The following is a 23,485-nucleotide window of genomic DNA, read 5'->3' as shown; positions in this document are numbered from 1 at the left end:
ACGATCAATGACCGATACAACCAACCCACAGCTACGCAGTGTCATGGCCGCCCTGGGACATCGCTGGATCCTGGTTGCGATGTTGATTGCATCGTCATCACAACCCCGGCCGGCTCATGCCAACGATGCGGTTCTGTCGCTGCTGCAGAACAAACACTGCCCGAAATGCAACTTGGCTGACGCGGATCTAGTCCATGCCGACCTCCGCGATGCCGACCTTCGAGGCGCACAACTGATGCGCACCAATCTGGGGCAAGCTCGTCTTGATGGAGCGAACCTCAGCGGCGCCGATCTCAACTTCAGCAGTCTGCGTGGCGCCTCGCTTCGGGGGGCCGATCTCAGGGGCAGCAACCTGTATGGAGCAGACCTACGTGAAGCCGATCTGAGCGGCGCCCAGCTCAGCCCGAACGCCCTCGAGGAGGCGCACTGGCAAGGCGCCAGCGGCATTACTCACGGCACACGCAGCCATGCGGCCTTACATAACGCTGGAGTCGAGGCTTTTCAGGCCGGCCGCTGGTCCGAGGCGGAACAGTTGTTCAGCGATGCAATCCGACGCCACCCGCACGAGCCCTTGAGCTGGGTGGCTCGAGGAATCTGCCGTACGGAACAGGCGAAGGACGCGTTCGCCGCTGCAGATTTCCGTTACGCGGCCGTCCTCTATAAACAGCGCGGCAATGTCGAGGTCGTAGCGCAACTTCAGCAGGCCGCCACCAGCGTTCAGAAACGACGGACGGAGACCGTTGGCAAGCCTCACAGCAATGGTTGGGGCGGGCAAATTCTCAGCGGAGTGGCGTCTGTGACGCAGGCTCTGGCGCCACTGGCGGTGAAGGTGCTAGCCCCCATGGGAGTGGGCTTCTGAATAGCGAGCTGGGAGCTCAGTAGCTGGAACCTGTCAACTGCCGTGCGGCAGGGATCGAGGGCTGATATCCATAGCCATAGGTACCGCCATGCTGATCATCAATGATGCGCGGCGTCACCAGGATGACCAATTCATTCTTACGACGCGAGCCATTGGATTGCCGAAAGAATTGACCAATTAAAGGCAGATCGCCGAGAATCGGCCACTTTCTCACCTGCTGGATATCGCTATCGGAAATTACACCCGTAAGAATCAGCGTCTGACCATCACGAACACGCAAGCTACCTGTATCCAAGCGGCGGGAGCTGAGAATACTAATGGGGCCACAATTGGGCACGTCCGTGGTGCGAGTGACAGCAGAAATGGCCGGCGAAAGAGCAAAAGAAATAAAACCATTATCATCAATCTTGGAAACCCTCGCGCCAAATGCAAGACCTGCAGTTCCAAACTCTGGCTGGCACGTATTAGGGGCACCATTCTGCCCAGCCTGAACGGCATAGCTCACGATTTCCCGAGTACCCACTGTCACAAAGGATTCATTCGCCCTAGGACGACCAATCGTGGCGTTATTCAAGGCCGAGTCACCACCAGAGGAGGAGACCTCCGCACCACCAGCAATCTCGCGAGGGGTCTCACTAAGGATGAGGGTGGGTGAAGCCAATGTCTTCGCACTATTGGACATAATCAGCGCCTTAATCAAGTCAAAAAAGTTGTCCTTTGGGTAGATCGTGCCGGGATTAACTCGAGCTGGATCCAGGGGCTCAAGAATTTCCTGCGCCACTTGTGCATCCGCCCCAGTTGACGTGATCCGTTGGCGCTTTCCACTCTGCGCATCTCCAGCAATAGCATTAAAATTATTGTCATTAGGGGGCAGAAGATTGCCAAATGCACCAACAAGCTCACCACGATCACTCACGATAAAATTATTGCCGTAGCGGAAGGCAAAGCTATTGCTGATAGCAGCATCATTATCAAGAGTGACATCAAGAATTCGAACCGAAAGTGCAACCTGACGCTGGCGCAAATCAATCTGCCTTAGGTAGCCCTCGGCAATTTTCACGAGCTTGGAATCACTCACGAGTGTCACCGTCTGAAGCCTGGAATCTGTCGTCACCACAAGCCCTCTTAATGGACCTGTTGAGGCGCCATAGCTCTCGGTCTGCGTAATGGTCGATTTCTCTTGAGACGTTGCATTACTGATATCAGCGGTGCCTTGAGAAGCAGGTTCTCCTGAGGTCACTGTCACCGTATTGGTGAAATTCACGGTGGCTCCAAGATTCCCCAAATACTCAGCCGCTGCTCGCGCACTGACTTGGTTCAATCTGATCACTTTCGACATCTGAGGGCCAAACGTCTTGGCGGCGACTGTCGGTCCAATCAGCAAAGTACGGTCGTCAAGCTTGCCTTGCAGACCAGAAGCCAAGAGCACTCCGTTCAGCGCCCTGGAATAAGACTCGTTCTGAAAGGCGATCGAAACGGGCCGACCAGTCTTGGCCTGGGCATCCGCCCCCGAGTCCGCAGCGGAAGCGTCTGTGGCTCCGGCATCCGCCCCACCAGGATCATCCACAAACACGAAGCCATAACCGCCTAGGCGAGCCAGGGCCATCAGAGCATCCTTCGCAGGAGCATCTTTAAGCGTGAGCGTCACAGACGGCCCACTCACATTCACGTAGCTGCGGTTCTGCAGCACCATGGTGCCGACGGCCATGTCCCCTAGCGGCGGGGCGATCGCCCGAGGACGCAAGGGGGGGGCATAACGCTGCTGGGAGACCCGTCCTGGCGTGTTGAGATCCAGGCGTCCGGTCTGCAACTGGGGCGTTCCCAAGCCGTCAAAGGTCAGGATCAAATTGCGGCCATCAGCGCTCACCACGGGATCCTTCAGACTCTGACCAGTGGCCTGCCGCACTGTCACCCGATAGGTGTCGCCACCACCGCTGAGCGACACGGCCTCAATCCCCAGCGAGGGCAAGCTCAGGGTCTGAGGGCCACGCCGAAGCCCTGGCGTGCCCTGGGTCTGCAGTCGCCCCTCCCAAACACCGTCATTCAGACGCTGTTGCAACAGTGGCTTCGATCCCACTCCCTCCAGAACCACTTCCAGCGCATTGGGTTGACGCCGCAACGTGAGCTGCATGCTCCCTTGGTGCTGACTCTGTGCAAGGGCCTGGCCACTGCCGTTCCAGGCAAGGGCCACCCCATCCAGGCACGCCCCCCCCAGGGCTAACGCCAGCACAAGAGGCGTCAGTCGCCGGGAAGAAGTCATGGGCCGGCCACCAACATCACGTGATGGGCGGATGGTATCGATCGCATCCGACCTCAGCCAGCGGGGTGCGACCGAAATGTCAAAGGATTAGGAACGCCAGGCCTCTGAGCGGCCCGCACCTGAAGCAGAGGGGTTGGCCTCCCCAACTGTTTTATCAAAGAAACTCAAGCGCAACTTCAATTGGGTGAGAGGGCGAACCACCACACCCGGCTCCTGGGCATTGGCTTGATCATCCAGGGCCTGGAGGGCGAGGTCACTGGGCTGAACGAGCAACTGGAGGTTTTCCATCCTGCGAAGAAACGCCTGCAATGCTGCGTACGAACCCTTGGCCTGGAACAACACACTCGTTTTGCTGTAGCCGAGGTTCATCAGTGGATCCTTGCCCTGCTCCTCTGCTTGCGAGCCACTAGAGCGATTGGGAGAACCGGGCGGCCCGGCATCCGGCGGCAGGGCTGAAGCCTCCGGTTCATACAGCTCGATCACCACTCCTGTGGAAGACGCCTGCCGGCTGAGCTGGGCCAAGAAGGTCTGAATCCGTTCCCGGCCGGCAATCAGATCCACCAGTAGGGCCTGTTGCTCCTCCTCCTCCCGGGCCCGGATCTGTGCATGCACAAGTTGCCGCTGCAAGCCAGGTAAGGCTCCCTGCTTCTGGCGCAGCTCCTCAAGTCGCTGCTGCTGCTGCTGCAGGCGTCCAAAGCGAGGCCAGCCGTCAACGCCCACCAATACAAGGATCACCACCAGCACACCCAATAGCGGGGATCCCACCAGCACGCGCTCGCGGGTGAAACGCCGCTGCCAAGCTGGCAGTTCGGGGTTGAGGTTGGTCACAGTGCCACCCCCTTTAACTGCAGCAGCCGCAAGCGCTCGGCCATCCCCTTCGCACCAAGCGCCTCGAACTCCGCCAAGGTTGGCTGAACCGAGAGATCAAGGCCCCAGGTGAGGCTGAAGCTCACAACCGAGCCGTCCCCTTTGTCAGTCCGTGTGATCTTCACCACCTTGACTCCTTCATCCTTCGAGGCAGGCAAGGCGGCCATGGCCAACACCAGGGAATTAATTCGCTCCAACGGGCCAGGGCGACCCCCTGCCTGCACGACACCGCTGACACTGATCGCATCACCATTCACGCTGAGATCCTGAAGCTGAACCCCCTGAGGGGTGATCCGGCGCAACTGCTCCAGAAGGGCTGAACCGGAACGCACCGCCACAAGTTGCTGAGCGATCTGCCTGTTGTCCTTCTCAAGGCTCGCCGTCCGCAGCTTCAGCCGGCGCAGCTTTGCCTCAGTCGCCAACACCGTCTGCTCCACAGGCAGCAAGGCTTCCAGTTGCTGGCGCTGATAGGTCTCCCACCAACGCATCACCCCCAGCCCAACCAGGGTGAGCAGCAGCACCCCACCACCCCATGCAGCACCCTCGAGAAGCAAGTTTCGGCTTTCTCTAACGGGTGGAGCGGCAGGCGACAGACCCAACTCCGGCCGTCGTTCCGCCAACAAATCCAGCCTGTCTCCCCCCTCGAGAGCCAGAGTCATCAGCGGGTTTTCTGTGGACACAAGACCAGCAGTCGCTCCCTGGGGAAAGCCCAGCACCGGTCCTTCCGCCATCGCCCCAAGCCACGGCAACCATTGTTCCCGGTCCTGAGGAAGAGCTGTAATCCACCAAGTGCGCTCCCACTGCGGCTGAGCTTGGGCGGGGAGATGATCACGATCCCAGGCCAAAAGCATGGCCTTCAGTTCAGCCTGAAGAGCCTCAGCCTTAGCCAAGTCTGGCGAAAGCTCAACGTCGCCAAGCCAGCGGTCCAACTCCGGGAACCCATGACGCAGCAACAGCACTCTCCATCCACCACGGCTGCGGATCAGCCAAATCAGTTCGTCAGGCACCTGATCAAAGGAGTCGACCAGACCACTCCAGGCGGAGGCCAGCAACCAATCGACCCGATGCAGACGTAGGTCGGCCGCTTCAACCACATCGACCCAGGCCTGCAGCATCAAGCGCTGGGTACCGACGAGCACACACATCGTTGGCGTGCCCACAGATGCATGCAGCGCCACATAGGCATCCTCGAGGCTGAAGGGCCAATCAAGCCTGGGCTGCAGCTGACGCAACGCCTCTCCATCCAGCACCGTCAGTTCTGCATCACCCTCGAGCAAACGCCACTGACAGGCCTGAAGAGGGAGCAGTAACTCCAGATCCACCCCAGGCGTGGACAGGCCACTATCCAGGAGCAAATCGGCACACAATTCGCCTAAAGCCTGACGCTGCATCGGCAGGCCATCACGACAGAGATCTGCCGGCAAGCGCTCACAACGCCATTGACGCTTGCCATCCTTCAACCACGAGAGGGTGAGACTGTCGCCCTCCACCGCCATCACCACCCTTTGACGCGGAGCAAAGGCATGGGAAAGCACATCCAGACGCCGAAGCGCTGGTACTCGATCCAGAAGGTCAGCCAGCTCCAAGCACGGGATTCAGCCCTACGTGAAGGGTATCGATCATTGCCAGGGCACGCCGCTGCCCACCGCATCAGTGAGATTGCGAAAGCCATGGCGATCCAACTGAAGGCTCAACCCCTCCAAAATCCGCGAGACCAGAGCGGGCCCCTGAAAAATCCAGCCTGTATAAAGCTGAATCAGAGAGGCGCCGGCTGTGATCCGTTCCCATGCCACCTCAGGCGAATCAATGCCACCCACTCCGATCAACGGCAGAGAAGGACCGGCGCTGGCCCTGAGGCGACGCATCACCTCCAGGGCGCGATACCGCAGAGGCGCCCCACTGAGACCACCGGCTTCCTCAGCCAAGGTTTGTCCGGTCTGAGGCATGACCCGATCCCCCAGTCCAAGGCGGTCAAGGCTGGTATTCACGGCAATGATCCCCGCCAGCCCTTCCTCGTAGGCCAGTCGCGCAATGGCATCGATGGCGTCATCCTCCAGGTCTGGCGCAATCTTCACTAACAGAGGTGGGCAAGCCTGGAGACGCCGTAACCGCTCCACCAGCCGTCGAAGCTGAGCGGAGTCCTGAAGATCTCTGAGCCCGGGAGTATTCGGGGAGCTGACGTTGATCACGGCGTAATCAGCCATCGGCGCCAGCAACTCGAGGGAGGAGGCGTAGTCGTCGGGAGCGAGCTCCAGACTGGTGATCTTCGACTTGCCCAGATTGATCCCCAACACCGCAGGACGCTGCCCCGGAGGTGGCAGAGCCTGGCGCTCCAGGGTGCGCAGCATCGCTTCAGCACCATCGTTGTTGAAGCCCATGCGATTCAGGGCTGCCTGTTCCTGGGCCAATCGGAACAAACGAGGGCGTGGATTTCCCGGCTGGGCATGCCAGGTGACGGTCCCCACCTCGGCAAAACCAAAACCAAAACGATCCCAGATTCCTGCTGCGACTCCATTCTTGTCGAATCCAGCTGCCAGACCGACTGGATTGCTGAAACGACAGCCAAACAACACCTGCTCCAGGCGTAGATCCCGACGTTGCAACTCGGAGGAGACGCCATCGAGCACAGTGGAGATGCCGGGCCAGCTCCGGCGCAGACTGGCCTGTCCTAAAGCGGTCAGCGCAGTTCGGCTGAGCTGCTCTGCATCCACACCCTCATCGTTGGCCAACACGGGGCCTAACCAACGTTGATAGAAGCCTCCGGCAGACATTGGGCCTGAAGCTCCGCTGGCCATAGGCGACGGTTGACCCATCCCGTCCTCATCCCGACTGCTTTGATCCTGCCGCGCCACGGTGCAACCGCCATCGCTTTCCCTGCTCCACTGGCTGCAGCTCCCAATCGCGCCAACGCCAAGCGTCCTTTTTCTGCTCGAGCCTGGCCAGCGGTTGTTCCACAAGCTGGGCCAGTTCAATCGGCGTGAGCGAATAGCCCCCATCCGCCAAACGGTCGGCCAGCTCCAGCCGGCTCAAAAGCCTGACAAGGGCTGGAGGCGCCGGATCCTGCTCGTTGGGATCAGCGCGAGATACGGCAGCCTCAGCAGCTGGCTTGACGACTCCAGCCCTGGTGGAGACGGGCGACTGACCGCGAGAAAAACCAACCGCAATCTGGTCCACGCGCTCATTGTCGGGATCACCGCTATGCCCCTTCACATAAGCCAGAGGCACATCATCCAGACGGGCTGCATCGAGAGCCTTCCAAAGATCCTGATTGAGCACGGGTTTACCCGCTGCGGTTTTCCATCCCTTCCGTTTCCAGCCCTTCATCCAGGAGCTCAGTCCATCAATCAAATACTTGCTATCGGTGCGCAGGCGGAGGTCGGGATGGCGTGGCAGCTCCTGCAGACGCTCCAGCACAGCTAACGCCGCCTGGAGCTCCATCCTGTTGTTGGTCGTTGCGGGAGCAAAGCCACCAAACTCCTCAACGCTGCCGTCTTCAAAGCGCAGCAGTGCGCCCCAGCCTCCAGGCCCTGGGTTGCCACTGCAAGCCCCATCGGTGGCTGCCGCAATCACCCGTCCGCGGCCCTCAACCATTGGTTTCTCCGCGCCAAATTCGGTAGAACACAGATTCCTTCCCCCGCGGGCCCAAAGCAATGCCGCGAACCTACCCCGACAAGCGGAGCCCGCAGCCCCTCGGGCCAAGGACAGCTGCAGCCCTTGTGGTGGCCGCCGGGCTGACTGCGGCTGGCATCCCGCTTGCAGCCGCCAGCTTGTTTGACAGCCAACCGCTCGATGAACAACGGTTCGCGGTCTTGGCCAGGGCAGTAGGTCAAGACCGCTGGACACTGCTGGTTCTGGAGCAAATCAAAACCCGCCCGCTGTGTTGGGAAAAGCGCAGCGATGGACTGGTGAATCCTGCGCTCAACGGATTTGATTTCACCGGCATCTGCAGCCGATACCTGGATAGCAACGGGTATTCACTGCGCACTGGCGGCAGCGACATGGATTCCGCCTTCCGCCTACGGATCGAAAGTGACCGCCGGGGGCTTGTGCTCACCGCCTTCGATCCCAACCGAGCAGTGCCGATCGTGGTAGCCCGCTCCGAACAAGTGCAACGGAAGCGGGATGCCTTCGTCGAACTAAAACTCGAACCGGGCTGGAGCCTGGAACGTCGGGCCTACAAAGGACGCACCCTCAGCCATGTGTATTTCGCCCACGCTGAACCGACCACCACGCTGCTGGCCAAGGCTGGACAACGACCATCCACCGGAGCCAGCAGGATGGGAATCAGCGCCCCCCGCCCCCCACAGCTGATCTCTCGCAACACAAACCGGCTTGGGAAGGGACCGATCCGGCTAGAGGTCATACCCTTCCGCCCCTGAGTCCAGGGCAGGACCAGCTGGACAGTTACCAGAGCGCCACCCCAGGGGAGGCAGATCAGAGCCCAGCATCTACAAAACAGATGTGTGAGGAGTGTTGCGCGCCTCTGCAGGGTCGAAACAAGGCCAGACGCCTGCCATGCGCCTCCCTGATCGACTCCGCCTTCGGCGGAGTTTTTTATGCGCCATCGCGGAGGAGCCATGAAAAAACCGGCTACCCCCTGAGGGGCAACCGGTTCAAAAGCAAAGGGTGCAGCCGGAGCGAACTCCGACCGGAGGATCACTTGAGGGTGACCTTGCCACCTGCTTCTTCGATGGCCTTCTTGACGGCTTCGGCGTCGTCCTTGGACACGCCTTCCTTGATGGCCTTTGGAGCAGCCTCGACCATGGCCTTGGCATCGCCCAGGCCCAGTCCAGTGGCTTCGCGCACAGCCTTGAGGACCTTGATCTTGGCCGAAGCATCAAAGCTTTCCAGCACAACATCAAATTCGGTCTTCTCTTCTGCGGCTTCACCACCAGCACCACCAGCGGCGCCAGGGGCTGCCATCACCACACCGGCAGATGCGGCAGCGGAAACACCAAAGGCCTCTTCAATCTGCTTGACCAGCTCGGAAGCTTCAAGCAGGGAAAGAGACTTCAGTGATTCGAGGATTTCGTCGGTTTTTGCAGACATGGTTGGGAATCAGCAACAGATCAAAAAAACAGTCGGGTCGAAGACGATCAGCTGTCGCCGGATTCGGCGTGCTGCTTGAGCGCCCGAGCGAGACCGGAGGGAACCTCGTTGATGCCAACAGCCACCTTGGTGGCCACTGCGTTGACGGCACCGGCAATCTGGGCCATAAGCGCTTCCTTGGAAGGAAGATCGCCAATAGCTTTGATCTCGTCCTGAGAGAGGAGCTTGCCTTCGAAAAGGCCGCCTTTCGTCTCGGATTTTTTGGTGTCTTTTTGGAAGGACTGAACAGCCTTCACGGCACCACCAACATCGCCCTTAACCAGAACGAAGGCGTTGGTGCCCGACAGCAGGGACTTGAGATCCGACCAAGCACTGTCACCATCAATAGCCAGGCGCATCAAGGTGTTTTTGGTCACCTTGCACACACCATTGCTGGCCTGCAGACGAGTCCGCAGATCAGACATCTCTTTGATGGAAAGACCCTGGTAATCCAGGACCAGTGCCATTTCGGCCTCGCCGAGAAGCTGCTTGAGCTCTTCGACGATCTGTTGCTTGCTCTCCAGCGTGCGGCCCATAGGAATTGGATCGGATCGGGGGAACAAGCTGGGCACGCAGCCGTTGCAATTCCCGAAGGAATCGAGGCCGCGTGCCGATCCAATCCCAAAGGGAGAAAAATCGTTGCGTTGTCCTCGGCAGGGCTTATATCAATCGGTTGAAGAGCAGGTCTTCAACCAACACGATCACCTGCTGTCTTTGGCCGGGCGCGTGCCCGTCTGGCTTTCGCCAGTTGCCCAACTTACAACAAAGCCCCCACCAAGGTGGAGGCTTTGCCTTCTGAACGACTCGACGCAGTGATCACTCGTCCTGAGCGATGTCCTGCAACGCCGTGACATCCACTTCCACAGAGGGACCCATGGTCGAGGTCACGTAAAGGCTCTTCCAATAACGACCTTTGGCGCCAGAGGGCTTGTTGCGGTCGATCGTTTCCTGCAGAGTCTTGAGGTTATTCAGCAGGGCTTCAGCAGAGAAGCTTGCCTTGCCGAAACGCACGTGAACAATGCCAGTGCGATCGGCACGGAATTCAAGTTTGCCGGCCTTGAATTCCTTGATCGCCGAAGCCAGATCAGTCGTGACGGTGCCAGCTTTGGGGTTCGGCATCAGGCCACGGGGACCAAGCACTCGACCCAACTTGGCCACCTTGGGCATCATGTCGGGGGTGGCAATCAGCAGGTCGAAATCCATCTCGCCCTTGGCGATGGTCTCCACCAGATCGTCATCGCCGGCGAGCTCGGCACCAGCAGCCTTGGCCTCGGCCACCTTCTCACCACGAGAAATCACGGCAATGCGCACGGTCTGACCAGTGCCTTCAGGCAAAGCGACGGTGGTGCGAAGCTGCTGATCGGTGTACTTGGGATCAATGCCAAGGCGCGCATGCGCTTCGATCGTTTCGTCAAATTTGGCGTTGGCGTTGTCCTTGACAATCTTGATCGCGTCAAGAGGTTCGTAGGCACGGTCCTCGATCTTGCCGACGAGGCTGGCCAGACGCTTAGAGAGTTTGGGCATGACAGGTACGGGGTGCAGGCGACCGGAAAGGTCTCCCCCAATGAGGTGAACGGAATGCGGAAAACGCTGAAAGGCTGAACGAGTTAGTCACTGATGGCGACGCCCATGTTGCGGGCGGTGCCTTCAATGATGCGCATCGCCGACTCAACGCTGGTGCAGTTGAGATCGGGCAGCTTTGTCTTGGCGATTTCCTCGAGCTGGGCGCGGTTGATGGAACCAACACTTCCCTTGGCGGACTCACCGGAACCTTTGGGGATTCCAGCGGCTTTGGTGATCAGCACCGACGCCGGAGGCGTCTTGGTGATGAAGGTGAAGCTGCGGTCTTCGAAGACCGAGATCTCCACCGGAATCACGAACCCGGCCTTGTCCTGCGTGCGGGCGTTGTATTCCTTGCAGAATGCCATGATGTTGACCCCGTGCTGACCGAGGGCAGGGCCCACCGGTGGTGCAGGGTTGGCTTTGCCGGCCTGAAGGGCCAGCTTGATCACAGCTACGACTTTCTTGGCCATCGGCTAGCGGGGTTGGACATCTGCGGATCACCTGACCCTCGGGGCAGGTGCGGCGAGGTGGTGAACCACCTCAGAGGCCGCCCTCCGCAGGGAGACGGCCGCCGCTGGATCAGCCTTGTTTACTGACCTGGGAAAACTCGAGTTCGACCGGGGTTTCCCGCCCGAAAATCGACAGCAAAGCCTTGAGCTTGCTGCGCTCGCCCGAGACCTCGATCACTTCGCCTTGGAAATCCTTAAAGGGCCCGGCGGTCACCAGGATTTGATCACCTTCGGTGAGATCAACCTTGACCACAGTCTTCTTCTCTGCCGCCCGCTTGAAGATGCGATCCACCTCCGAACGACTCAGAGGTCTGGGTTTGATATGACCACGGGCCTTACCAGTGGCACGACGGTCCTCAGCCCCGACGAAATTAATCACGTTGGGGGTGCTTCGTACCGCCATCATCGTGTCCTCATCCAGAACCATGCGCACCAGTACGTATCCGGGGAAGACCTTCTCCTCGGTGGACTGACGGCTGCCGTCCTTCTTGATCTTGACCGCGGGCGTTTCGGGAATCTCGATCTCAAGGATGCGGTTGCTGACGCCGAGGGTGACAGCTCGCTGCTCCAGGGTGGCCTTCACCTTCTTCTCACAACTGGACGCCACTTGCACCGCGTACCAGCGGGCAATCGCTGTGCGTGCCACCGAAGCCGTACCGACTTCACCCTCGTTGGGGGCTGGCAGTTCGAGCACATCAGCGCTCTGATCAGTGAGGTCGACGTCAGACACGGGCGAAGGAGAAGTAAAAACTGAAAGACGAGAACAACAGATCACGACCGGAATTGCCGCTGATCAACGAAACACCTGAGAGGCCGACCAATCGAAGAAACGACTCACTGATGCAATCGCAGCAGCCGACAGACTCACCATCAAGATCACAGCGACTGATTCGCTGAACAGCTGCTGACGGGTGGGCCAGACCACGAGTTTGAGCTCTTCCAAAGTGGCGGCAACAAACCCTCCCTTCCGGCTATCGCCAGAGGGGGCCTGAGGCTTGGTCGCTGCTGTGTCCTCGGAGGTGGGGGTGGTCACGGATCCTCGGCCGGTGCTGACGCCGGTACCAAAGGCACCTGCCGGCAAACAGACACCATACCGGATGCCTTTCTCGTCAAGAGTCCGCAGCGAATCGGAAGGGATCTGCCGACGTCTCCCCGGCACTGACACGCACCGTCTTAGCTCCAGTGAAACGCTCCTCCAGCAGTTCAGTCGCCAGCGGGTTCTCCAGATGGCGCCTCAGCACACGACGCAGGGGGCGCGCTCCGTATTCGGGCTCATGACCAAGTTCCGCCAGAGCCCTGACCACCGGAGGATCCACCTCAAGGGCCAGCCCCTGCTCCGCCATCAGCAGCGAGAGGTCCTCCAACTGCAGGCGCACGATCCGCTCCAAATCGTCGACCCCCAAAGGTCGAAAGCGGATCACTTCATCAATACGGTTGAGAAACTCCGGACGGAACTGACGGCCGATGGCGTCATCCACCTGCCCAGCAAGGGCCCGCTCCAGGGCTTCCACATCCGAGCCCTCCTGCTGAACCTGGCGGGCCGTATCAAGAATGGCGCGGCTGGCCAAGTTGCTGGTCATCACGACAACGGTGTGGCGGAAATCAACCGTGCGGCCCTGGGAATCGGTGAGGCGGCCATCATCCAGCACCTGCAGCAACACATTGAACACATCCGGATGGGCCTTCTCCACCTCATCCAGCAATAAAAGTGCATAGGGGCGACGACGCACCGCCTCCGTGAGCTGCCCACCCTCCTCGTAGCCGACATAGCCAGGGGGGGCACCAAGCAGGCGCGCCACAGCATTGCGCTCCATGAATTCGCTCATGTCCAGACGCACCAGGGCCTCTTCCTCGTCAAACAAGAGAGCACCCAAAGCCTTGGCCAACTCCGTCTTGCCCACACCTGTGGGGCCCAAGAACAGAAAAGAACCCACGGGACGACGCGGATCCTTCATCCCAGCCCGGGCACGGCGGATGGCAGCGGCAACAGCTTGCACCGCTTCTGGCTGACCAATCACGCGTTCACCAAGGTGAACATCAAGCTCGAGCAGCTTCTGGCGCTCTCCCGCCATCAACCTTTGCACCGGGATGCCGGTCCAGCGGGCGACCACGTCGGCGATATCGCCAGCCTCAACCTGCTCACGCAGTAGAGCCGTACCGGCCGCCTGGGCCTCGGCCAGGGCCTGCTCGAGATCGTGGCGGCGCTGCTGAACGCGATGCAACTGGTCGTATTCCAGTCGGGCCGCCTCCTCGAGGTCACTGCTGCGTTCGGCTTCCGCCATCGCATGCCGCAAGTCTTCATCGTCCTGCAACAACTGCCGCAGTTCCGCCAGCTGGTCCCGTTCAGCCTGCCAACGATCCCGCAAGTTCTCCAAGTGGCTGGATGCTTCAAGCCTGGAACGCTGGAGCTGCACCCTTTCCGATTCCGGTGCCTGCTCCGCTGCAAGCAACGACAACTCCACGCGGCGCAGCTCTGCTTCCGCATCCTCCACAACCTGGGGCTTGGAGGTCACATCCATTTTCAATTGAGCAGCCGCTTCATCAATGAGGTCGATGGCTTTATCAGGCAGGCAACGGTCGCTGATGTAGCGATCAGCCAAGCGGATGGATGCCACCACCGCCTCGTCGGTAATGGTGACCCCGTGGTGCAGCTCGTAGCGTTCCTTGAGACCGCGCAGGATCTCCACGCTGAGCTCGAGGGAGGGCTCCAGGATCGGAACCTGCTGAAAGCGACGATGCAGAGCGGGATCCTTCTCAACCGTGCGGCGGTAGTCCTCTGGCGTTGTGGCGGCGATGCAACGCAAATCCCCCCGCGCCAGAGCGGGCTTGAGCAAGCTGCCGGCATCAGCACTGGTTCGGTCGCTACTCACCACCGTGTGCAGCTCATCGATGAACAGCACCACCCCTGCATCGGGGTCGCTCACCTCGGCAAGCACAGCGCGGAGGCGTTCCTCGAACTGGCCGCGAAACTTGGCTCCAGCGATCAAAGCGCCGACATCGAGAGCAACCAGACGAAGACCCTGTAAAGACTCCGGCACCTCACCGGCAACAATCCGCTGCGCCAGCAACTCAGCGATGGCTGTTTTGCCGACACCGGGGGCACCGATCAAGACCGGATTGTTCTTGCCGCGACGGGAGAGAACCTTGATCAGGCGGCGGATCTCGGTGTCACGACCGATCACCGGATCGAGCTTGCCTTCAGACGCGGCGGCGGTGAGATCTCGGCCATAAAGCGCAAGCGCCGTGGCGTCTGCCTCGGGCGCCTGATCGGCCAGGAGTGGATCGGCGGCCGGTGTTGACTCCGCTGGCGCCACCGAGCTCACGGGGGCGCTGCGACTGCTGCGCCGACGGGTCATGGCAGGGTCGGCGGCGGACGGGCTGGTGGGCTGGGGGCCTGAGGCCGGAGCCGGAGGCCGGCGCGCAGAGCTCTGTGCACCAGTCGACTGCATCGGAGGCCGCGACGGGAGAGGTGCCAGTGCCTCGTCTCTCGGCGCAACAGCGGTGCGCTGTGACGGACGCCATTGACGCACCTCTGCCTCAAGACGGTCTGCCGGCAGACCCTGCCGCTCGAGAAGATCAGCACCAACGCGAGGATCACGCCCCATGGCGATCAACACATGGGACACCTCGATCAGGCGGGAGCCCCAGAGACCACGACAGCGATCGGCCTCTTCCAACAACTCCTCAAGATCCTCACCGATGAACAATTCATCGCCGCGGGCCATCGGCTGATCAGCCAGAAATCCCTCCAACTGATCAAGCAGTTCTTCGCAATCGAGGCTGAGGGCATCCACCAGCTCGCTGTAATGGCGATCGCTGAACAACACCTGGAGCAGATGCTCCACATCCAGCTCACCGTGACGCCAACGGCGGGCGAGATCCTGCCCGGCCAGAAGAAGCTCCCAGGCGTCATCGCTGAAGCGATCAGGCTCAGCCGTGAGACTGGCGGGAGGTTCAACGCTGGAGCGGGCCGAAGAGGTCATGGCGGGCTGAACCTGGTTTATGCAGCGTCCGAACGAGACGAAAGCTGGATCAATTCCACTTTGTAGCCATCGGGGTCTTCCACAAAGGCGATCACGGTGCTGCCGTGCTTCATCGGACCTGGTTCACGCACCACACGGCCGCCTCGATCCGCAATCATCCGGCACGTGCCATAAATGTCATCCACACCGAGGGCGATATGGCCGTAGCCCTCCCCAAGGGCGTACTGATTGGTGTCCCAGTTGTGGGTCAGCTCCAGCACCGTGTTGTCACTTTCCGGCCCATAGCCCACAAAAGCCAGGGTGAAACGGCCAGATGGGTAGTCCTTGCGGCGCAGCAACTGCATCCCCAAAACATCGGTGTAGAAGCTCAGGGATCGCTCCAGATCTCCCACTCGGAGCATGGTGTGAAGCATGCGCATGCGCTGTGGTTCCGCCCGTTCTCACCGCATGGTGCCAAAGAGCACAGGGATGCGGCAGAGGGCATTCCATAGGATCTCTTCATCTTTGACCGGCTGCACGTGCTCGATTCCCTCGATCTCGTCATCGACACCATCGTGGCCAGGGAGGTGCTGGATTCCCGCGGCAACCCCACGGTGGAGGCAGAAGTGCTGCTTGAAGGCGGAGCCAGCGGCCGGGCGATTGTGCCTAGCGGTGCTAGCACCGGTGCCCATGAAGCCCATGAACTGCGGGACGGCGGCAACCGCTACATGGGCAAGGGTGTCACCAAAGCGGTCGACCACATCGAAGACCGGATTGCCCCTGCCCTCTGTGGACTCTCGGCCTTGGATCAGGCGGCCGTCGACACCACCATGCAAGAGCTGGACGGCAGCGAGAACAAATCCAATCTCGGCGCCAACGCCATCCTGGCAGTGAGCATGGCAACAGCGCGTGCTGCCGCGAACGGCGTCGGACTTCCGCTCTATCGCTACTTGGGCGGCCCCATGGCTTCTCTGCTGCCGGTCCCCCTGATGAATGTGATCAATGGCGGGGCCCACGCTGCCAACAGCCTGGACTTTCAAGAGTTCATGCTTGTCCCCCACGGCGCTCCCACCTTCCGGGAAGCCCTGCGCATGGGCACCGAGGTGTTTCACACCCTCAAGGGTCTGCTCCACGACCGCGGCCTGAGCACCTCCGTGGGGGATGAAGGTGGCTTCGCTCCCAATCTGGGCAACATCGAAGCTGGGGACATCCTCGTTCAAGCGATCGAACAAGCCGGCTACAAACCTGGTGATGAGATTGCCCTGGCCTTGGACGTGGCCAGCACCGAATTCTTCAACGGTGGTCGCTACGCCTTTGATGGAGGCAGCTATGACAGCGCCGAGATGGTCGGCCAGCTGGAGCGACTGGTCAACCGCTTCCCCATCGTGTCGATCGAGGACGGGCTGGCCGAAGACGACTGGGACGGCTGGAAGCTGCTCACAGAGCGGCTAGGCGGCAAGGTGCAGCTTGTGGGTGACGACCTGTTTGTGACCAACAGCAAGCGCCTGCAGCGGGGCATCGATCAAGGCATTGCCAACTCGATCCTGATCAAGGTGAATCAGATTGGTTCCCTCACCGAAACCTTGCAGGCGATCGACCTGGCTGGCCGCTCCGGCTACACCAGCGTGATCAGCCACCGCAGCGGCGAAACCGAAGACACCACCATCGCCGACCTGTCCGTCGCCACCCGCGCCGGACAGATTAAAACCGGCTCCCTCAGCCGCAGTGAGCGAGTCGCCAAATACAACCAGCTGCTGCGCATCGAAGACGAACTGGGCAGCCAGGCCGTTTACGCCGGTGCTGCTGGCCAAGGCCCCCGCGGCAACGGCTGATCGCGTGCCCTAGTCCTGACACAGAACACAAAGCAGCAGGGCACTGGCTGGTGCCCCAGCTGCTTGATTCTGAATGGCTGGCGACGATCAACGAGACTCTGAAGACCGGCGCGGTCAACCAGGGCCAACAAGCTGGCCGGGAAGCACTGCTGGGCATCCAGGCCGACGGCAGCCACCTCACCGCTGACCGCTTTCACCAGGAGCTTTTCGCCCTCCTCACCGCGCCAGACCTCGTGGCAGCGGTCAAACAGGTGAGTGGGCTAGCAGCCATCCGACCGCTGCAGTTTGATCTGCTGACCAAGGCCCCAGGAGGGCAGGGGACCCCATGGCACCGAGATCGCGACTTCCTGCCCATCGATCGCCAGTCCTACACCTGCTGGATCCCCCTCGATCCAATCCCTGAGCACTGCACCTTGGTTTATGCGGAGGGAACAGCCATGCTGCCGCCGGAGCAGAGCGATGTGCCGGACCAAGCCAGCCTGCGTCGGCTGCTGGTTCGCCATGGAGCACCGATGCGTCAGCTTCCGGCGATGCAACCCGGAGATGTGGACATCCACCAGGGGCAGGTCTGGCATTACGGGCCGGCCAACAACACTCCGCACTGGCGCCGCGCCCTAGGGGTGGCCTTTGTGGCGGAAGGGACCCGTCTGTGTGCCAATCCACCAGGGTTTGCGGGGCCGGCTGGCGCTCGTATGCGCAGCACCACTTTGTGCACCTTGTTCGGCGCGGAGGCTGAAGGAGCACTGGTGCAAGGGAGCCGACATCCAGTGCTCTGAAATGATCCGGTTCCGCGACTTCTCTGCTGCCATTGCATCCGGCCGGAAGCATGGCCGCCATGTGTTCGTTCAGTGCCTGCCCAAAATGGGCTCTACAGCACTGAGTTGCAGCCTCCCCAATGCCGTCCACGAATTCGGCATGGATGCAGCACCCCTGCTGATCCAGCAGCACAGGCAACCCGACTTTGATGACCTGCGCTGGCAATGGCTCCAGCAGCGTCGCCAGCAACTGGCACCCACGGTGGATATCTGCACCAGCCTCTTTCTGTTAACGGCTGAGCTCAGCGATCAGGCACTGGATCGCCACGGGCATCAACGATTCCTGCTCAATCGCTCGCTACGGCCCTGGTTACGCAGCATCAGCAATTGGAGCTATCAGAACGCCAGCAACCCATTGCGTCATGCATGGGACAGCAGCTATCGCCTGTTTGTCCATCAAAGCGACCCGGAACTGCAGGCGGTGATGCCCCAGTCACTGAACAGTCTCAGGAGCATGGTGAGGTTCTGGATGCCGGTTTGGCTTGTGTATCAGCGCTGGATTGCGATCCACGTGGATATTGGCATTGCCCACAGCCCATCAATCCTGATAACTGACCACAACGGAGTGATCCCCACCAACGCCAACCGCAGCCACTTTTCAAAAGGATTCGAGCAGAGCTTTAACAGGCTGATTCCTGCCATGCCCAGTCTTGGGATCTCACCAGAACGGAATCGTGCTTTTCAGCAGGATCTGCGCAGCAAACTATTAGCCATGCCTGCGTCAGCGCCCTGAGCCCGATAGCCCCTCGACGCGGGCGTCACGGCGCAATTTGAGCTGCAACTTCAACCATCCCATCGCGACAGGCACCCCAGCAGCCAGCGGCAGTAGGGCCCAGAGAGGGCGCGGGCTCGCCCCTAATAAAGCCGCCGAGAGCGCCAGGGCGCCGAGCAGCAGGGACTGGCCAATCGCATGTTGCGCCGTCACCATGCGGCGGAACTGACGATCGGATTCGCCCATACGAATCTGCAACTGCAGATCCCCTTGTTCAAGCCGCTCAAGACTTTCATCGAGCCGCCTGGGGAAGGCAACAGCCTTGCTACTGAGGGCCCCCACCTGGCGGCCCAACTCATTGAACAGATCATTGGAGCCGGATCCACTGGCAGTCATGAGGGGCAGCAGGTAAGGCTTGGCAATCGCCACAAGGCTAAAGCTGGGATCGAGGCTGCGCCCCACTCCCTCAAACGTTGACAGCGCCCGCATCACAAAAATCAGCTCCACCGGAAGCCGAAACGGCTGGCCATACACCAACTCGTAGAGATCTCCAGACAACTGGTCGATCACGTTGGCACTGAAGGGGGGAGTCAAGGCCTCCTTGAGCATCACTCGCACCAGGCGGCGCACCGGACCGACGTCAATGTCAGCAGCGATCACTCCAGCGGCCTGCATCTCCTCGACGAGTGCAGAAGCATCCCTGGAGGCCGCAGCCCGCACCATCGACCCCAAGCGACGGCGTAATGCTTCAGAGAGCAGACCCATCATCCCGAAGTCGTAATAAATCAGAGCGCCATCAGTGGCGACAGCAAGATTGCCGGGATGGGGATCGGCGTGGAAAAACCCGAAACGCACCAGCTGTTGCAAATAGCTGGCGGCACCGATCTCCGCCACGGCAGAAGGATCGATCCCGGCCTCGAGCAAAGCCGGACGGTCATTCACCTTGATGCCAGGTAGGTAGTCGAGACAGAGCACCCTGCGAGTGCTGAGTTCCCAGATCACACCAGGAACGCGAATCCGAGGATCATCCAGAAACTGCTGACGGAAGCGGGCGGCGTATTGGGCTTCCATGCGGAAATCCAGTTCGCGCAGGAGCACCCGGCGACATTCCTGGGCGATCGCCACCCAGTCACGCCCTCGTCCCCAGCTCGGATGGCGCTGCAGGACTGCAGCCACCTGCTGCATCACCTCCAGATCGAGGCGGAACAAAGTCTCAAGACCAGGGCGCTGAATCTTCAGCACCACCTGCCGACCACTGCGCAGGCTGGCGCGATGCACCTGGGCGAGGGAGGCCGCCCCTAATGGCATCTGGTCCAGGTCAATGATCTCGGCGCAGCGCTGGCCAAGCTCTTGCTCCAACACCGACTGAGCCCGATCAAAGGAGAAGGGAGGCACCTTGTCCTGAAGGTCGGCGAGTTCAGCCACCCAACCGGCTGGCAACACATCCGGCCTGGCAGACAACAGCTGCCCAAGCTTGATAAACGCAGAACCCAAAGACAGCAATTCAGCCGTCAACCAACGGGCGCGGGTCTGCTGTCGCCTCGCTCGCCGCTCGGGGGTGCAACCACCTGAATAGGTCCACTCACGTGCATCCCACCAGAGGTAGGCGATCAAGGTGAGAACGGAGCGCCAGATGCGCAGGGCACGGAAAGCACCACGCAGAGGCGATCGCAACCGTTTCAAACCCATCAGAGGCTGCCTTCCATGCGGGTATTCAGGTCGGCCACTTTTGCGCGCAAACGGTCGATCTGATCCTGCGAATTTCCAGACTCGGCCGGGGGCGGCGTGACGGACTCCTCTGGACCTTGGCCATCCCGCTCCAACCGCTCAGCCTCAGCCTGAACCTCCTCCTGAAAAAGATCCCACTCGCGTCGAATTCGCTCTGGCGCATCCTGCGCCAAAACAGCTACTTCAGCAGCAGCTTCAGCCAGACCATGTCCCAACCTCGCCGTCAGACGACTGACAGTGGCCTTCATGAGGGCATCGGGAGAAGGCATGAGGTATCACCACTATGAGAAGACTGTGGCAAATTTATAGAGACGATTGCCGCAGACTCACAAGCTCCGCTTAGGGATCTGGGGGAGACACCGGCACCGGCATCTCCAGAACTGGCTGAAGCAGTGGGGTCGATGAGGGCACGACTGGCGACGCTGTCGGGGCTGCAGGTGCTCCCAAAGGGATCACAGCGGGCTCCACGGCCAAAGGAGCCGAGGGTTCCGGATTCGGCAACTCGAGCAAATCAACAACGTCAGGATCCGGCGTCAATCCATCAACAGCCTTCAACTCAGACCGTGGCTGAGCATCAGGATCAGCCGGGAGCTCCGGAGCAGGAATCAAGTCAAATCCATCCTCCACAGTCACGACTGCTGCAGGCAGCACAGGAGCTGGTGTGGCAGCAGCCTGCTGCTGACGCAGACGGGCTTCAGCGGCGATGCGCTCAGCAGCCAATAAGGCTTTGTCGTCCTTTTTCGGTTTTGGCGGTCGGGTTTTAGCAAGCTCAGCCTCGCGAGCCGCCACATCAGCGCTGAGAGGCCTGGAGTCTCCCTCGTTGCGGCCCCGCAGTGACTCGAGGCTTTCGCCAGGAAAACGTTGCGCCGTGAAGGTCTGATGCTTGACGTTGGAGTTGCCTGCCTGCAGGAGCACAACTCGCTGGGTAATGCCATAGCCCAAGGCAAAACAGGAACCTGCCACCAGTGGTCCGACCCAGAAACGTGGGCGACGCCGTGGCTTCTTCTCCTGTTTTGGCTGATTCTCCGCAGGCACAACTCAGGCACGAACAGCGCATTCATCCTGCCAGCCCTTTTTGCTCCTGTCTGCGGAGGAATCCCTAGGTGGTGTAATCGGCGTTAATGCGCACGTACTGAGCAGACAGGTCGCAGCCCCAGGACCTTGCCTCACTCACACCATCTCCAAGACCAAGACGGATCTGCACACAGTCGTCCTGGAGATAAGCCCCCTGCACACACGACTGAAGATAAGCAGACGCTGCCTGTTGATCAAAGCCAATCGGAGCACCATCCCTCATCAATTGATGAGGCCCCAGCCAGAGAGTGACAGCTCCTCGATCAAAGGAGACCCCGGAACGACCGGCAGCCGCAATGATCCGACCCCAGTTGGGATCACGACCATGCACCGCTGTTTTCACGAGTGAAGACGAGCACACCGTGCGTGCCATCCGTAGTGCATCTGCCTCGCTGGTGGCACCTTCGACGTGAACCTCGATGAGGCAGGTGGCACCCTCCCCATCCCGAGCGATGGCCTTGGCCAGATGCTGCGCCACCAGCGTCACACCTTCCTCCAACGCATCGAACTGTTCCGCTGCAAGCGGTTCACCAGCCGCAAAGGCCAGAAACGTGTCGTTGGTGCTGGTGTCACCATCCACGGTGATCGCATTGAAGGAGCGATCCACTGCACGACGCACCATCGCCTGCCACCGATCAGCAGGAACACTGGCATCACAGGTGAGGTAGCCCAGCATCGTGGCCATGTCGGGATGAATCATTCCCGAGCCTTTGGCCATCCCACCGATGCGGACCCGGCGCCCACCCAACTCCACCTCAAGGGCGATCTGCTTGTCCACCAGATCGGTGGTGAGAATGGCTGCAGCAGCAGCGCCCCCCCCATCATCCGCAAGAGCGGAGACCAAGGGATCCATGGCCGCCAACAACGTGTCCATCGGGATCGGCACACCGATCACACCGGTGGAGCAGATCAGCACCTGATCAGCCAGCAGCCCTAGACGATCCGCCACGGCCTGGGTGGCTCGCAGGCTGTCGATCAGCCCACGATCGCCGGTACAGGCATTGGCCTGGCCGGAATTCGTCACCACTGCACGAACCCTGGGGGCGCCCTCTTGGAGACGTGCCGCACAGAGGTCGACACAGGCAGCCCTGACAACGGAAGTTGTGAAAGTGCCGGCACAAACAGCATTCTCGGGCGCCAGTAAAAGCGAAAGGTCGCGTCTACCGGAGGCCTTCAACCCCGCCCGGATCCCTGCAGCCTGAAACCCATCGGGTGCTGTGATCCCTCCTGGGATGGGAGACCAGCGGACAGATTGCGCCATCGAAACCAACGGCAAGGCGAACCACGTTCGTCTATCTAAGCCGCCAGAGGCCCAACCCAGCGACAAACTGGTCGTGACGACTCCGATCCAATTCTTGAGCTCCGCTCACCGCTGGCAAGGTCTGCAACGTCGTATCGGCCTGACGGGTGGAATCGCCAGCGGCAAAAGCAGCGTGGGCCATTACCTAGAGCAGCAGGGCCTGCCTGTCCTGGATGCCGACATCTACGCCCACGAGGCACTAGCCCCAGGCAGCCCAGGAGCTGAAGCCGTGATCCAGCGCTATGGCCCCCAAGTGGAAGCATCGCTGCATACCAGTGATGAGGCGGCCGCCAGCGAGATGCACCGGATTGACAGACGAGCACTCGGCCAGATCGTGTTCAACAACTCCGCAGAACGTCAGTGGCTAGAGCAACTGATTCACCCAGTGGTGCAGGCTCGGTTCAACCAGGAGATCGACCGAGAGCCTCAGGCATCAGCGATTGTGCTGATGATTCCATTGCTTTTCGAGGCGGGACTCGAAGCCCTGTGCTCGGAAATCTGGGTGGTGCAGTGCACGCCAACACAACAACTGACGCGCCTGTGTCAGAGAGATGGATTGGATCAAGAGGCAGCCATGGCCAGGATCAGGGCGCAATGGCCCATGCGCGAGAAGTGCCAGCACGCTGACCTGGTGCTCGACAACAGCGGAGCGCCAGAGCGCTGGAAAGCACAGATCGCCGAACAACTGCACTGGAGCAGCTGAATCTTCAACACTCAGCGAACTGTGATCATCTCGATCTCAAGCACCTCGACACCAGTGGTGATCAAGCTCACAGCGCATGCCATCGCAGGTCATCAGCTCCGAAGGTGATTGCGGCGATCTTGAGTTCATCCGCAACCGGGAGCACACCTCCCTTCCACCAATGACCACGATCAAAACCATCGCCGCCGCTGCTGCCTCCCTCGCCGCTGGTGC

Annotated in this window: 23 protein-coding genes; 6 read left to right on the top strand and 17 right to left on the bottom strand. The window is 60.5% G+C overall.

Going from position 1 to position 23,485, the window contains the following annotated elements; all coding sequences use genetic code 11:
• The first annotated feature begins 7 nt into the window (after nt 1–7).
• Nucleotides 8–859, top strand: coding sequence for a pentapeptide repeat-containing protein (locus DXY16_RS10430; RefSeq protein ID WP_244281655.1), 852 nt, complete (start codon nt 8–10; stop codon nt 857–859).
• A gap of 16 nt (nt 860–875) precedes the next feature.
• Here DXY16_RS10430 and DXY16_RS10425 read toward each other — a convergent pair whose 3' ends face one another.
• The 5 genes from DXY16_RS10425 to DXY16_RS10405 form a co-directional block, all read right to left on the bottom strand.
• The gene (locus tag DXY16_RS10425; protein ID WP_115121165.1) at nt 876–3,119 is read right to left on the bottom strand and encodes a type II secretion system protein GspD; all 2,244 of its coding nucleotides are present in this window, start codon (nt 3,117–3,119) and stop codon (nt 876–878) included.
• 87 nt (nt 3,120–3,206) lie between these two features.
• Nucleotides 3,207–3,947 (bottom strand): hypothetical protein, encoded by a 741-nt coding sequence (locus tag DXY16_RS10420; protein WP_115121164.1) that lies wholly within the window; start codon nt 3,945–3,947, stop codon nt 3,207–3,209.
• Nucleotides 3,944–5,572, bottom strand: a complete 1,629-nt coding sequence (locus tag DXY16_RS15195) for a PilN domain-containing protein (protein WP_244281654.1) — start codon at nt 5,570–5,572, stop codon at nt 3,944–3,946. The genes DXY16_RS10420 and DXY16_RS15195 overlap by 4 nt, the downstream gene beginning before the upstream one ends.
• Before the next feature lie 33 nt (nt 5,573–5,605).
• Entirely contained in the window at nt 5,606–6,799 is a 1,194-nt protein-coding gene (locus tag DXY16_RS10410; RefSeq protein WP_115121163.1) for a quinone-dependent dihydroorotate dehydrogenase, read from the bottom strand.
• Nucleotides 6,800–6,806: 7 nt separating this feature from the next.
• Nucleotides 6,807–7,577: a ribonuclease H gene (locus DXY16_RS10405; protein ID WP_115121162.1), complete on the bottom strand. Its 771-nt coding sequence runs from the start codon at nt 7,575–7,577 to the stop codon at nt 6,807–6,809.
• A gap of 59 nt (nt 7,578–7,636) precedes the next feature.
• Here DXY16_RS10405 and DXY16_RS10400 point away from each other — a divergent pair, with 59 nt between their 5' ends.
• Nucleotides 7,637–8,365, top strand: coding sequence for a DUF3747 domain-containing protein (locus DXY16_RS10400; RefSeq protein ID WP_115121161.1), 729 nt, complete (start codon nt 7,637–7,639; stop codon nt 8,363–8,365).
• Between the two features lie 277 nt (nt 8,366–8,642).
• Here the strand turns inward: DXY16_RS10400 and rplL are convergent, their stop codons facing one another.
• The 8 genes from rplL to gloA all read right to left on the bottom strand — a co-directional run bounded on the left by rplL (nt 8,643) and on the right by gloA (nt 15,548).
• On the bottom strand, nt 8,643–9,035 hold the full coding sequence (gene rplL, locus DXY16_RS10395) for a 50S ribosomal protein L7/L12 (protein ID WP_115016076.1): 393 nt from the start codon (nt 9,033–9,035) through the stop codon (nt 8,643–8,645).
• A 47-nt stretch (nt 9,036–9,082) separates the two neighbouring features.
• On the bottom strand, nt 9,083–9,610 hold the full coding sequence (rplJ, locus tag DXY16_RS10390) for a 50S ribosomal protein L10 (protein WP_115121160.1): 528 nt from the start codon (nt 9,608–9,610) through the stop codon (nt 9,083–9,085).
• Nucleotides 9,611–9,890: 280 nt separating this feature from the next.
• Nucleotides 9,891–10,598 (bottom strand): 50S ribosomal protein L1, encoded by a 708-nt coding sequence (gene rplA, locus DXY16_RS10385; RefSeq protein ID WP_115016072.1) that lies wholly within the window; start codon nt 10,596–10,598, stop codon nt 9,891–9,893.
• 83 nt (nt 10,599–10,681) lie between these two features.
• Nucleotides 10,682–11,107: a 50S ribosomal protein L11 gene (gene rplK, locus DXY16_RS10380; protein WP_115016070.1), complete on the bottom strand. Its 426-nt coding sequence runs from the start codon at nt 11,105–11,107 to the stop codon at nt 10,682–10,684.
• Between the two features lie 109 nt (nt 11,108–11,216).
• Complete coding sequence (nusG, locus tag DXY16_RS10375; protein WP_115016069.1) at nt 11,217–11,876, bottom strand: transcription termination/antitermination protein NusG; 660 nt, start codon at nt 11,874–11,876, stop codon at nt 11,217–11,219.
• 63 nt (nt 11,877–11,939) lie between these two features.
• Complete coding sequence (gene secE / locus DXY16_RS10370; protein WP_115016143.1) at nt 11,940–12,179, bottom strand: preprotein translocase subunit SecE; 240 nt, start codon at nt 12,177–12,179, stop codon at nt 11,940–11,942.
• Between the two features lie 76 nt (nt 12,180–12,255).
• Nucleotides 12,256–15,129 (bottom strand): ATP-dependent Clp protease ATP-binding subunit, encoded by a 2,874-nt coding sequence (locus tag DXY16_RS10365; protein WP_115121159.1) that lies wholly within the window; start codon nt 15,127–15,129, stop codon nt 12,256–12,258.
• Nucleotides 15,130–15,146: 17 nt separating this feature from the next.
• A complete protein-coding gene (gene gloA, locus DXY16_RS10360) occupies nt 15,147–15,548 on the bottom strand; it encodes a lactoylglutathione lyase (RefSeq protein WP_115121158.1) in 402 nt (133 codons plus the stop codon).
• Between the two features lie 99 nt (nt 15,549–15,647).
• On the opposite strand from gloA, the gene eno reads away from it, so the two are divergent.
• Genes eno through DXY16_RS10345 form a run of 3 tightly spaced genes read left to right on the top strand, consistent with a single transcriptional unit; the run spans nt 15,648 to nt 18,488 of the window.
• Entirely contained in the window at nt 15,648–16,940 is a 1,293-nt protein-coding gene (eno, locus tag DXY16_RS10355; protein WP_115121157.1) for a phosphopyruvate hydratase, read from the top strand.
• Nucleotides 16,937–17,716, top strand: a complete 780-nt coding sequence (locus tag DXY16_RS10350; protein ID WP_371410909.1) for a phytanoyl-CoA dioxygenase family protein — start codon at nt 16,937–16,939, stop codon at nt 17,714–17,716. Before eno ends, DXY16_RS10350 begins: the two co-directional genes overlap by 4 nt.
• A 1-nt stretch (nt 17,717) precedes the next feature.
• Nucleotides 17,718–18,488 carry a hypothetical protein gene (locus tag DXY16_RS10345; RefSeq protein ID WP_115121155.1) on the top strand — a complete coding sequence of 257 codons (771 nt, stop codon included), beginning with the start codon at nt 17,718–17,720 and terminating at the stop codon, nt 18,486–18,488.
• Here DXY16_RS10345 and DXY16_RS10340 read toward each other — a convergent pair.
• The 4 genes from DXY16_RS10340 to argJ all read right to left on the bottom strand — a co-directional run bounded on the left by DXY16_RS10340 (nt 18,477) and on the right by argJ (nt 22,530).
• Nucleotides 18,477–20,156: an AarF/ABC1/UbiB kinase family protein gene (locus DXY16_RS10340; RefSeq protein ID WP_115121154.1), complete on the bottom strand. Its 1,680-nt coding sequence runs from the start codon at nt 20,154–20,156 to the stop codon at nt 18,477–18,479. The genes DXY16_RS10345 and DXY16_RS10340 overlap by 12 nt on opposite strands.
• Complete coding sequence (locus tag DXY16_RS10335) at nt 20,156–20,464, bottom strand: hypothetical protein (RefSeq protein ID WP_115121153.1); 309 nt, start codon at nt 20,462–20,464, stop codon at nt 20,156–20,158. Before DXY16_RS10335 ends, DXY16_RS10340 begins: the two co-directional genes overlap by 1 nt.
• Nucleotides 20,465–20,534: 70 nt before the next feature.
• Complete coding sequence (locus DXY16_RS10330) at nt 20,535–21,230, bottom strand: hypothetical protein (protein WP_179949736.1); 696 nt, start codon at nt 21,228–21,230, stop codon at nt 20,535–20,537.
• Nucleotides 21,231–21,294: 64 nt separating this feature from the next.
• The gene (gene argJ, locus DXY16_RS10325) at nt 21,295–22,530 is read right to left on the bottom strand and encodes a bifunctional glutamate N-acetyltransferase/amino-acid acetyltransferase ArgJ (RefSeq protein WP_115121152.1); all 1,236 of its coding nucleotides are present in this window, start codon (nt 22,528–22,530) and stop codon (nt 21,295–21,297) included.
• Nucleotides 22,531–22,624: 94 nt separating this feature from the next.
• Here argJ and coaE point away from each other — a divergent pair, with 94 nt between their 5' ends.
• Nucleotides 22,625–23,272, top strand: a complete 648-nt coding sequence (coaE, locus tag DXY16_RS10320) for a dephospho-CoA kinase (protein ID WP_244281653.1) — start codon at nt 22,625–22,627, stop codon at nt 23,270–23,272.
• Nucleotides 23,273–23,485: the final 213 nt, after the last annotated feature.

This window comes from Synechococcus sp. UW105 (genome assembly GCF_900473935.1).
Lineage (GTDB): Bacteria > Cyanobacteriota > Cyanobacteriia > PCC-6307 > Cyanobiaceae > Synechococcus_C.
The sequence above is the reverse complement of the archived record's forward strand: the minus strand, read 5'-3'. Positions and strand labels throughout refer to the sequence as shown.

Bases quoted from the DNA above. Each gene is read 5' to 3' on its own strand.
- DXY16_RS10430 (WP_244281655.1), top strand. From the start codon at position 8: ATGACCGATACAACCAACCCACAGCTACGCAGTGTCATGGCCGCCCTG.
- DXY16_RS10425 (WP_115121165.1), bottom strand. From the start codon at position 3,119: ATGACTTCTTCCCGGCGACTGACGCCTCTTGTGCTGGCGTTAGCCCTG.
- DXY16_RS10410 (WP_115121163.1), bottom strand. From the start codon at position 6,799: ATGGGTCAACCGTCGCCTATGGCCAGCGGAGCTTCAGGCCCAATGTCT.
- DXY16_RS10405 (WP_115121162.1), bottom strand. From the start codon at position 7,577: ATGGTTGAGGGCCGCGGACGGGTGATTGCGGCAGCCACCGATGGGGCT.
- DXY16_RS10400 (WP_115121161.1), top strand. From the start codon at position 7,637: ATGCCGCGAACCTACCCCGACAAGCGGAGCCCGCAGCCCCTCGGGCCA.
- rplL (WP_115016076.1), bottom strand. From the start codon at position 9,035: ATGTCTGCAAAAACCGACGAAATCCTCGAATCACTGAAGTCTCTTTCC.
- rplJ (WP_115121160.1), bottom strand. From the start codon at position 9,610: ATGGGCCGCACGCTGGAGAGCAAGCAACAGATCGTCGAAGAGCTCAAG.
- rplA (WP_115016072.1), bottom strand. From the start codon at position 10,598: ATGCCCAAACTCTCTAAGCGTCTGGCCAGCCTCGTCGGCAAGATCGAG.
- rplK (WP_115016070.1), bottom strand. From the start codon at position 11,107: ATGGCCAAGAAAGTCGTAGCTGTGATCAAGCTGGCCCTTCAGGCCGGC.
- DXY16_RS10365 (WP_115121159.1), bottom strand. From the start codon at position 15,129: ATGACCTCTTCGGCCCGCTCCAGCGTTGAACCTCCCGCCAGTCTCACG.
- gloA (WP_115121158.1), bottom strand. From the start codon at position 15,548: ATGCGCATGCTTCACACCATGCTCCGAGTGGGAGATCTGGAGCGATCC.
- DXY16_RS10345 (WP_115121155.1), top strand. From the start codon at position 17,718: ATGATCCGGTTCCGCGACTTCTCTGCTGCCATTGCATCCGGCCGGAAG.
- DXY16_RS10340 (WP_115121154.1), bottom strand. From the start codon at position 20,156: ATGGGTTTGAAACGGTTGCGATCGCCTCTGCGTGGTGCTTTCCGTGCC.
- DXY16_RS10335 (WP_115121153.1), bottom strand. From the start codon at position 20,464: ATGCCTTCTCCCGATGCCCTCATGAAGGCCACTGTCAGTCGTCTGACG.
- argJ (WP_115121152.1), bottom strand. From the start codon at position 22,530: ATGGCGCAATCTGTCCGCTGGTCTCCCATCCCAGGAGGGATCACAGCA.